At 42.1% G+C, this 9279-nt stretch carries 8 protein-coding genes; 5 read left to right on the top strand and 3 right to left on the bottom strand.

Annotation, left to right across the window (positions count from 1 at the left end; genetic code table 11):
• Nucleotides 1-334: 334 nt before the first annotated feature.
• A complete protein-coding gene (locus AS29_RS20750; RefSeq protein ID WP_035413801.1) occupies nucleotides 335-2215 on the top strand; it encodes a heavy metal translocating P-type ATPase in 1881 nt (626 codons plus the stop codon).
• A gap of 46 nt (nucleotides 2216-2261) precedes the next feature.
• On the opposite strand, the gene AS29_RS20745 is transcribed toward AS29_RS20750, so the two are convergent.
• Nucleotides 2262-2453: a hypothetical protein gene (locus AS29_RS20745; protein ID WP_035413797.1), complete on the bottom strand. Its 192-nt coding sequence runs from the start codon at nucleotides 2451-2453 to the stop codon at nucleotides 2262-2264.
• A gap of 303 nt (nucleotides 2454-2756) precedes the next feature.
• Here AS29_RS20745 and AS29_RS20740 point away from each other — a divergent pair, with 303 nt between their 5' ends.
• Nucleotides 2757-3197: a DUF4871 domain-containing protein gene (locus AS29_RS20740; protein ID WP_035413803.1), complete on the top strand. Its 441-nt coding sequence runs from the start codon at nucleotides 2757-2759 to the stop codon at nucleotides 3195-3197.
• 45 nt (nucleotides 3198-3242) lie between these two features.
• On the opposite strand, the gene AS29_RS20735 is transcribed toward AS29_RS20740, so the two are convergent.
• Both AS29_RS20735 and AS29_RS20730 read right to left on the bottom strand, forming a co-directional pair.
• Nucleotides 3243-4364 (bottom strand): glycosyltransferase, encoded by a 1122-nt coding sequence (locus AS29_RS20735; protein WP_231890005.1) that lies wholly within the window; start codon nucleotides 4362-4364, stop codon nucleotides 3243-3245.
• Between the two features lie 149 nt (nucleotides 4365-4513).
• The gene (locus AS29_RS20730; RefSeq protein ID WP_035413795.1) at nucleotides 4514-6025 is read right to left on the bottom strand and encodes a phytoene desaturase family protein; all 1512 of its coding nucleotides are present in this window, start codon (nucleotides 6023-6025) and stop codon (nucleotides 4514-4516) included.
• Between the two features lie 213 nt (nucleotides 6026-6238).
• On the opposite strand from AS29_RS20730, the gene AS29_RS20725 reads away from it, so the two are divergent.
• The 3 genes from AS29_RS20725 (at nucleotide 6239) to AS29_RS20715 (ending at nucleotide 9025) form a co-directional block, all read left to right on the top strand.
• On the top strand, nucleotides 6239-7354 hold the full coding sequence (locus tag AS29_RS20725) for a glycosyltransferase (RefSeq protein WP_197491639.1): 1116 nt from the start codon (nucleotides 6239-6241) through the stop codon (nucleotides 7352-7354).
• A complete protein-coding gene (locus AS29_RS20720) occupies nucleotides 7351-7860 on the top strand; it encodes a hypothetical protein (protein WP_035413791.1) in 510 nt (169 codons plus the stop codon). The genes AS29_RS20725 and AS29_RS20720 overlap by 4 nt, the downstream gene beginning before the upstream one ends.
• Nucleotides 7861-7924: 64 nt before the next feature.
• The gene (locus AS29_RS20715; protein ID WP_035413790.1) at nucleotides 7925-9025 is read left to right on the top strand and encodes a M24 family metallopeptidase; all 1101 of its coding nucleotides are present in this window, start codon (nucleotides 7925-7927) and stop codon (nucleotides 9023-9025) included.
• Nucleotides 9026-9279: the final 254 nt, after the last annotated feature.

Raw genomic sequence — 9279 nt, 5'->3', positions numbered from 1 at the left:
AACTAGGCTTTGCCTTCATGGCGGTGAACTTGAAAAAGTACACCGCCATGAACACATAAAAGTCCAAAGAAAAGCAGATTTCAACATAAAATAGGGTCCCGATCAAAAAAACCATCTGATCGGAACCCTTTACTTATTATTTCTGGTTAGTTTTGTCCCAGCCCCTTTTATTGTTTACAAATTATAATAATTATCAAAACTAAATTATAATAATTATTATTTAGTTTTTAAGGTCAATCTGCTATAATAAGGAATATCCTTTATATTATTATGGTTTTCTTAAAATTTATGTTCTGCGAAGATGATTAGTATTCTCAATTAGAGGTGATTTGTTATGGAGAAAGGTCTGACTAAGTTAAATTCAGGATTGCATCAGTATGCTGAGTTAACAGCTGCCATTCTCTCAGGTTTGTTAATTGCAGCGGGATGGGCATTTCAGCAAAGCTATGAGCCTATTTCAGTGATGTTATTTATTTTAGCCTTCCTTATCGGAGGTTTTGCCAAAGCTAAGGAGGGGATTGAAGAAACCGTTTCTGAACGGACATTGAATGTTGAACTGCTGATGATCTTTGCCGCCATTGGCTCTGCCATCATTGGCCATTGGATGGAAGGTGCCATCTTAATTTTTATATTTTCACTAAGCGGAGCTTTAGAAACGTATACGATGAATAAAAGTCAAAAGGAAATTTCTTCATTGATGGAAATTCAGCCTGAGGAAGCTGTAAGGATTAATGGTGATGCTCAGCAGAAAGTCCATGTCAGTGAGCTTATAAAGGGGGACCTGATTCTCATTAAACCTGGTGAGCGGGTTCCGGCTGATGGAATTCTCGAGAGCGGAATAACAACGGTTGATCAATCAGCGATAACTGGTGAATCGATACCTGTTGACAAGAAAGAAAACGATGAATTTTATGCGGGTACAGTAAATCTTACCGGGTCCATCACGATTCGGGTAAGCAGGAAAAGTGAGGATACGCTTTTTTCGAAAATCATCCAAATGGTTCAGTCTGCACAATCTGAAAAGTCACCTTCCCAGCTATTTATTGAACGCTTTGAAAGCACGTATGTGAAAGCTGTACTGGCAGCCGTTGGATTAATGATGGTTGTCCCTCATTTTGCATTGGGCTGGAGCTGGGGTGAAACATTTTACCGGGCAATGGTATTAATGGTCGTTGCATCCCCATGTGCGCTTGTCGCATCGATAATGCCGGCCAGTCTATCCGCTATCTCCAACGGAGCAAAAAATGGCCTTTTGTTTAAAGGAGGCGTCCATCTTGAGAGACTATCCAGAGCTAAGATCATTGCCTTTGATAAAACAGGGACTTTAACAAAAGGCGAACCTTCCGTCACGGATGTGAAGCTGCGGGAAGGGATTGATACCGCAGAACTATTCAGTGCCGCAGGGTCCATTGAAAATCAATCGAACCATCCTCTTGCAAAAGCCATAGTCGAATTCACCCGTCAAGTGGAGGGGGTTCAGCTGAAGCGGACGGAGGTAACAGAAGAATTCGGCATGGGCATTACAGCGGCTTGGGGTGGAAACAAATATTTTATAGGAAAAGCTGAATTTGTTGGGAAAGAAGAAGCGCTAACATTCGCTGATGGAGCAGCACGGCAGTTTGCGAAAACTGGGAAGACCGTCGTGTTTGTAAGGGATGAGAAAGGAATTGCCGCTTTATTTGCATTAAAAGACACGATCCGTCCTGAAACGAAAAAGGCCATTGAATCCTTTAAATTAAATGGGATTCAAACTGTGATGCTGACCGGCGACAGCGAACAAACAGCGAAATCAATTGCACAAGAAGCACATTTGGATTCCTATCGTGCACAATGCATGCCCGAGGATAAGCTAAATGAGATCAAGCAGCTTAAATCCAAAGCTGGTGTAACCATTATGGTAGGAGATGGGATTAATGACGCGCCTGCACTTGCCCTTGCGGATGTCGGGGTAGCTATGGGGGAAGGATCGGAAGCGGCACTTGAAACAGCCGATATCGTACTGATGAAAAATGATCTTCAAAAGCTTTCTGATGCAATTGCTCTTTCAAAAAAAATGAATCGAATTGTTAAGCAGAACATCGTTTTTTCAATGGCAGTCATTGCTCTGCTGATCTGCTCAAATTTCCTTCAAATTCTGAGTTTGCCATACGGGGTGATCGGTCACGAAGGAAGTACCATTCTCGTTATATTAAATGGATTAAGACTTTTAAAATAATGCATTGTCCCCTGAGATTGAAGTCAGGGGGCTTTTTAGTACGCTCTTATACCTCTGTTTCAGTCTCTGGTCTTCTAACAACAATAATATAAGCGAAGACAAAGCAAATGAATCCTGCAATCCATCCTATAAGGGAACTGAAATAATAAAAATCAATGAGCGCCATACCGATAAACGGACAGGCCAGCCCAAGCAAGGTTAATATAACAACACTTTTTCTTTTAATAAATCCAGCCATATACACATCTCCTTAGGCATGCGAACACCGTTATTATACAGAAAAACCAGGGGAAAGAAAAATCGTTTAAGAATAACTTTTCCATTATTTAAGAAATAAACTTGAAAAGTAAAAAAAAGGTGTTTTCATCTAAATTTAAGTTCTGTTAAACTTGGCTGCTGCAGCGGAAATCAACAGCCAAGTTTAACCAGTGAGTTCGAAAAAATTTCAAGTATATTGAAGGAAAATGGAAATTTGTGATGGAATAATAGATTAGTTTCGATTGAACAGCATGATTGAAAATTAGGGGGGGATCTTTTGAAAATGAAACGGCTATTTTTGATTATGCTTGGAATAGTATTTTTTATGACAGCTTGTAATAAAGAAGAAGCGGTGAAAGAGGAAAAATGGGAAGAGAATAGTCCAACCTTTACTTCTGAATACGGTGAAATGTTTGGGAAAAAAGGCAGCATTGGAATTATAGGTTCTAAATCAATTACAGAAAATGGACAAAAGTGGATGTGGCATTTTTGGGGAACTGAACAAATAGCAGATAAAGAATGGGAAGTAAAAGCTTTTATGCAAGGCAAAGAAGCGATTAACCCAATAACATTTAAAGATGAGCGATTAATTCCCCGCGGTAATGAAATAAATGGACACGCTCGTTCAGCCGTGATATTTCCAGAATCAGGACGGTGGAAGTTAAAGGTCTATATTGACGGAAAATATTTTGATGAGCTGATTGTGAATATTACTCAAGCATGACAAGTTAAACGCTTGAAGATTCCTTCAAGCGTTTTTTAACATTTGTTAAGAATAAGACCGCCCCTTCCATTCATATCCCTTTTTGCGAATGGAGGTATACATTGATACAACCATAAGGGAGATGAAGGCAGCAGCAGACAGCGGCATAGAGAAGGCCAGGGAAAGCTTTTGATTGGAGCGCCAGTCGATAAACATTTTTTGTAGAACGATTAGGATATAGGGTAAGTACCAGAAAATCAAAAAAGATTGCAAGATAATGAGCTGAGCGACTCCGTAAACAAGCAAAAACAACGGGAACACATAGAAAAGTGCATAAAATAAACAAAGGCTGATGGTAATGGGCAGTGAACGGCCAAAACCGGGAAAGATATTCTTCTTAAAGCCTTCCCATGCTTCCCTGCTTGAACTGTACATATAGCAGGTGACCATATCCGTGACATTTGCCAGCAATACTCGTTTTCTATTCTCTTTCATTTTTCGAGTGAGATGCACATCATCTACGATCGAGTCTTTAATACTCTCGTGACCGCCGATTTTTTCATAATCTGTCCGTTTAAACAGCATGAAAGCTCCATGAGCGGCTGTGGCAGCGGGAAATGCAGTCCGGTTTGCCAATAGGAGAGGAAGATGGAAGTATACGAGAAAATGCTGCATTGGAACAAGCCATTTCTCAAGCAAATACTGTACAGGAAATTTAGGAAAGCCGGTTAAAAGGGAAACCTTAGCAGATTCCAGCGTGTGCACAGCACGTTCAATTGTCATTGGTGCCAGACGGACATCTGCGTCTAAAAAAAGGATAAGTTCTGTATCAGCATGACGGCTCAATGTGTGGCACGCATGGACTTTCCCAGCCCAGCCTTTAGGAAGACTTCTGCCAGACAGGATTTTAAACCTCCCATCATCGCCAGTATGTCTGTTTAAAAGCTCATATGTACGGTCTTCAGATTGATCATCCAAAAGCAAAAAACAAAGGTTAGGATATTTCAGTTTTTTTAGCATGGAAATGAGATCTGGTACATTTCGTTCTTCATTTCGGAGAGGAACAAGAATGCTTACTGCTGGGTAATGGGTAATCTCTGAATCTTTAAGCTTAGGCATAAAAAAGGAGTTGGCTACAGTAAAAAGCAGAAAAATAAAGAGAAGAATGGTGTAGATGACGATTAGCAATTTGGGCTATGCCTCCTTAATAAGACTCTGAAAATGCGGCCTATTGAATTACGATATTCTTCAACTAAAAAGGACAGGCCCGCTAAGGACCAGTCCTTCTTTATTAGTATAAATCTTTTTATGCCTTTAAGAAAAGGTTAGGGCCCGGTTCAGCCAATCTCTTTTTGTGTTGCTTTTGCAAGATCATCCTCTAAGATGAGATCTGCTGTAAGCTGTCCGGAAAGAGTAACCATGGGAACGCCCCCGCCTGGGTGGGTTGAGCCGCCTGTAAAATAAAGGTTATGGAGCAGTTTGCTTCGGCTTGGAACTTTAAATCCTCCGTTTTTCTTCCGGTCTGTCGCGACCCCGTAAATGGAACCTCCGTTTGAGCCGTATAATTCCTGAATATCATCCGGAGTAAACTGGTATTCCCATTCAATGTGATTCCTTAAGTCTGCAACACCCATTCGTTCCAGTTTATCTATAACCTTTTCACGGTATTGCTCCTTCATTCCCTCCCATGTTTCTCCCTCTTTCAATGGAGGAACGTGGGTAAGAACAAACAAGTTTTCTTTTCCTTCAGGAGCTTGAGTAGAATCTGATTTGGAAGAGATGCCGATGTAAACCGTTGGATCATCGGCAGGAATGCCTTCATTGAAAATTTGGTCAAATTCTTTCTTTGGATCCTCAGAAAAGAAGAAATTGTGATGGGCCAAATGTTTATACTCTTTATTTACCCCAAGGAGAAGGACTAAGCCTGATACAGTCGGAACATATTTTTCAAGTTCCTCCGCAGCCTTCTGGCTTCCGCTGTGGGTTTCCATAATTGTCTTATATGCGGGGATCGCCTCCAGATTGGAAACGATTAAGTCTGCATGAAGAATGTCTCCATCCTCAAGCTCTACACCCGTGGCGGTATCGCCCTCTGTAATGACTCTTTTCACCTTGCTGTTAAGCCGGACGTCTACGTTAAGCTCGCGAAGCACTTTATTCATAGCTTCGGCGATTTTGTACATTCCGCCTTCGACATAGTGAATGCCGATGCCAAGCTGTACGTAGACAAGCTGAGATAAAATGGCAGGAGCCTGATAGGGTGAAGAACCGATGTACATAATCATAAAATTAAACAGCTGCTGAAGATGCTTGCTCTTGAAATGCTTTTTCGTTACCTGGTCCATCGACTTGATCGGATCCATGGCCAAAAGCTCTTTCATTGAATGCATGTTCCTTAAATCGTTAATTCCGGTCAGGCTCCGTTTATAAAAGCTCTTTAAGCTGTATTCATACATTTTTGTGCAGTAGGACATATATTGAAAAAATTCGTGCTGATCTTCAGGGTTATGCTCCTTCAGCTGTTCCATCAGCTGCTGCAGGTCACTGGTCAGGTCGATGGTTGTTCCATCTTCAAAAAAAGTTCTCCATTGCGGTTCAATCCGTTTAATTTTTATGTAATCATGAATATCCCGGTTTGCACTGCGGAAAAGCTGTTCCAAAACCCATGGCATGGTTAGGATAGAGGGGCCTGTATCAAATTTAAACCCGTTTCCTTCTCTTACATTTAATTTCCCGCCAAGTCTTTCGCCTTTCTCAATAACCGTGACATCATATTGATCTGCAGCAAGACGGATTGCAGATGACATTCCGCCAAGCCCGCCACCGATAACAATTACCTTTTTCCTCAAATTTTCCAGCCTCCTTATTAATTCAACAAAAATGGATTACAATGGTAATTAGATCCGTCTATCATTTTATCCAAATGCAGGAATTTTTCATTCATTGCTATAAGAAGTATTTTCCACAAAAATGCAATGCGGAAACCTGAATTAATCCCCTTAGTACGCTTTATAGAAGAAAAGGGGTATAATGAAGGAACCATTCTAGTGAGGTGGCTCTTTGTGGCAATTATTATATTCGCTCTTTTAATCGGCATCTTTTTATTCTGGAGGATCCCGACGCTAGAATCGATTCCGTCTGAGAAGAGCAGGAATTACGTACGGGAAAAACTCTCTATTATTATTCCGGCAAGAAATGAGGAAAAAAATCTTCAAGTTCTATTTGCTTCATTAGCCTCTCAGAGCGATGCTCCATTTGAAATCATTGTGGCAAATGATCAATCCGGCGACAGAACGAAAGAAACGGCTGAATCATACGGTGCAAGAGTGGTTGATGTTCCAGAGCTTCCGGATGGATGGTCTGGGAAATCCTGGGCTTGCTGGAACGGTGCAAAAGCAAGTTCAGGCGAATGGCTGCTATTTCTCGATGCTGATACTTATTTTGAAAAAAACGGCTTAACACGGTTGGCGGATTTTTTTCGGCATATTGAAGCTAAAGGTGTACTGACAGTTCATCCTTTTCATGAAACAAAAAAGTTTTACGAAAGCGGCTCCTCTCTTTTCCATCTGATGACAGTAGGTGCGATTGGTGCCTTTGCTCCTGAATGGGCTAGAAAAAAAGCAAACGGAGCATTCGGACAAGCGCTTATGTGTACGAGAAAGGGTTACTTCGGCTGGGGCGGACATGAATCAATAAAAAGCGAAATCGTCGAAAATATGGCCATGGGAGAACGGATACTAGAGTCCGGTAAATCCATCTTTTACGCCAGCGGCAAGAAGGCGGTTTCGATGCGTATGTATCCCGACGGCGTGAAAAGCATGACTTACGGCTGGGCAAAAAGTTTTGCATCCGGAGCAAAAACGGCTAAGTTTGTCTACTTGGTCTTATCGTCGATTTGGATTGCAGGTCTCATCTCTTTCTTTGTGAAAATTCCGCTCCTCTTTACGGACAGCTGGCTGCCCCTTATTCTCCTTTACGCAGCTGCAGCTGTTCAGCTCGGAAGCGCGTTATCAAAATTTGGCCGTTTCTCCAAATGGAGTGTTCTGCTGTTTCCGCTCCACATTTTGTACTTTTTGTCTGTTTTTGGATTTTCGATCTATCAGACATTTATCCGTAAAAATGCCAGCTGGAAGGGCAGAAGTATTGTGAAAAGCGCGAAGGAGGCCCATCGTAAGTGAATCCCTTTTGGCTAATTGCCGTTAATGCAATCCTTTTGCTGTTCATACAATTCGGGACTGCCTGGATTTTGTCCTGCATTCCTTCAAAAAACTTTCGCCGCTCCTCATTTCTTTACAAAAAAAGAAAATGGGAGCGTGAGGGAAGGTTTTATGAACGATTGTCCATCAGAAGGTGGAAAGATCGGCTTCCAGAAGCAGGAGGATGGTTTGAAAAGGGGTATTCGAAGAAATCCTTGCAAGGCACCAATGAAGAAAACATCGACAGGTTTATCATTGAGACAAGGCGGGGGGAGCTTGCCCATTGGCTTCAGATTCTCCCATCCTTTCTCTTTTTTCTTTGGAACAGTCCGCTTGGCGGCTGGATCATCGTGAGCTATGCACTCGCCTTTAATCTTCCTTTTATTGCTATTCAAAGGTATAACCGAATTAGGTTAATCAGAGTTTCAGAAACTAAAAAAAGAGTACAAAAAAAAATTCTCTTAAAAAAGCCGAATCGGTTTACATGAAATTTCCCGTTTTGATAAGATAGCAACTGACCCATACATATATCCGCGGAAAGGCGTGGCCTGAATGAATAAAAGAATAAAGCAATTACAGGAATGGATGAAGGAAGAAGCAGTGGAAGCTGCATTTATCCACTCACCGGAAAACGTTTATTATTTAACAAATTTTCTCACTGACCCGCATGAAAGGTTAATGGGACTATTCGTCTTCCAGGAAAAAGAACCCTTTTTCATTTGCCCCGGGATGGAAACAGGGCAGGCAAAAGAGGCTGGATTTCAAAATGAGATTATTGGATATGGAGACCATGAGCAGCCATTTGAGAAGATTCGTGAAGCATTTTCATCCAGAGGCATGCAAAGGATTTCAAAAGCAGCAATCGAGAGTGAACTTCTTTCCTATTCAAGAGTGCAGGAATTTTTAAGGAGCACGGGCTCGCCTCAGCTTGTTTCAGCTGAAGAGAAAATGAATGAGCTCCGCGTAATCAAGGATGCCGGCGAAATTGCCATAATGGAAAAGGCTGCAGCTTTAGCCGATTATGGTGTGGAAGCAGGCGTAGCCGCACTTAAAGAGGGCATAACGGAAATGGACGTTCTTGCAAAAATTGAATACGAACTAAAGAAAAAAGGCGCTCAGGCAATGTCCTTTTCAACAATGGTTCTCTTCGGCAAAAAGTCAGGACAGCCCCATGGGAACCCTGGCACAGCCAAGCTGAAAAAAGGAGATTTTGTCCTTTTTGATTTAGGAGTTGTAGTAGACGGGTACTGCTCAGATATTACAAGAACAGTTATGTTCGGCCAGCCAGATGAAAAGCAGCAGCACATTTATCAAACGGTATTAACGGCGGAACTCGCAGCCCTTGAAGCGGCAAAGCCAGCTGTTAGAATCGGTGATTTAGATAAAATAGCCAGAGGTATTATTGAAGAAGCGGGATATGGTGAGTTTTTCCCTCACCGGCTTGGTCATGGTCTCGGCATCAATGTCCACGAATACCCATCAATGGCCTATACGAACGATGGCTTGCTGAAGGAAGGGATGACGTTCACAATCGAACCCGGCGTTTATGTTCCGGAAGTGGGCGGAGTCAGAATTGAAGATGATGTTCTTATAACACCGGACGGAGCCCGCGCTCTGACGGCTTATCCAAAGGAGCTTCAGATTATCGAATAAGGCTCTGTTAGGCCTGATATTGATTTTAACACCTGTTGTGATTGGAGTGGAAAGCGCGCGCCTGCTACCTGCAATCAACAGCCAAGTTTAACAGAGACCACCATGCTAATCTAATTCGCACCATGGCGCATGAAAATGGTTTATTCCGCCTATAACGGTAAGGCAATGATTATTACCAGAGGTCGGTTGAGCTTGATGTTTCGAACTCGTAACAGAGACGGACCGCGGTAAGCAAGTGTACCATGTTTTGTCGC

The sequence above is a fragment of the Bacillus sp. SJS genome (assembly GCF_000732485.2).
Lineage (GTDB): Bacteria > Bacillota > Bacilli > Bacillales > Bacillaceae > Metabacillus_B > Metabacillus_B sediminis.
Note: the sequence above shows the minus strand (reverse complement) of the source record. Positions and strands in the feature narration are given on the sequence as shown.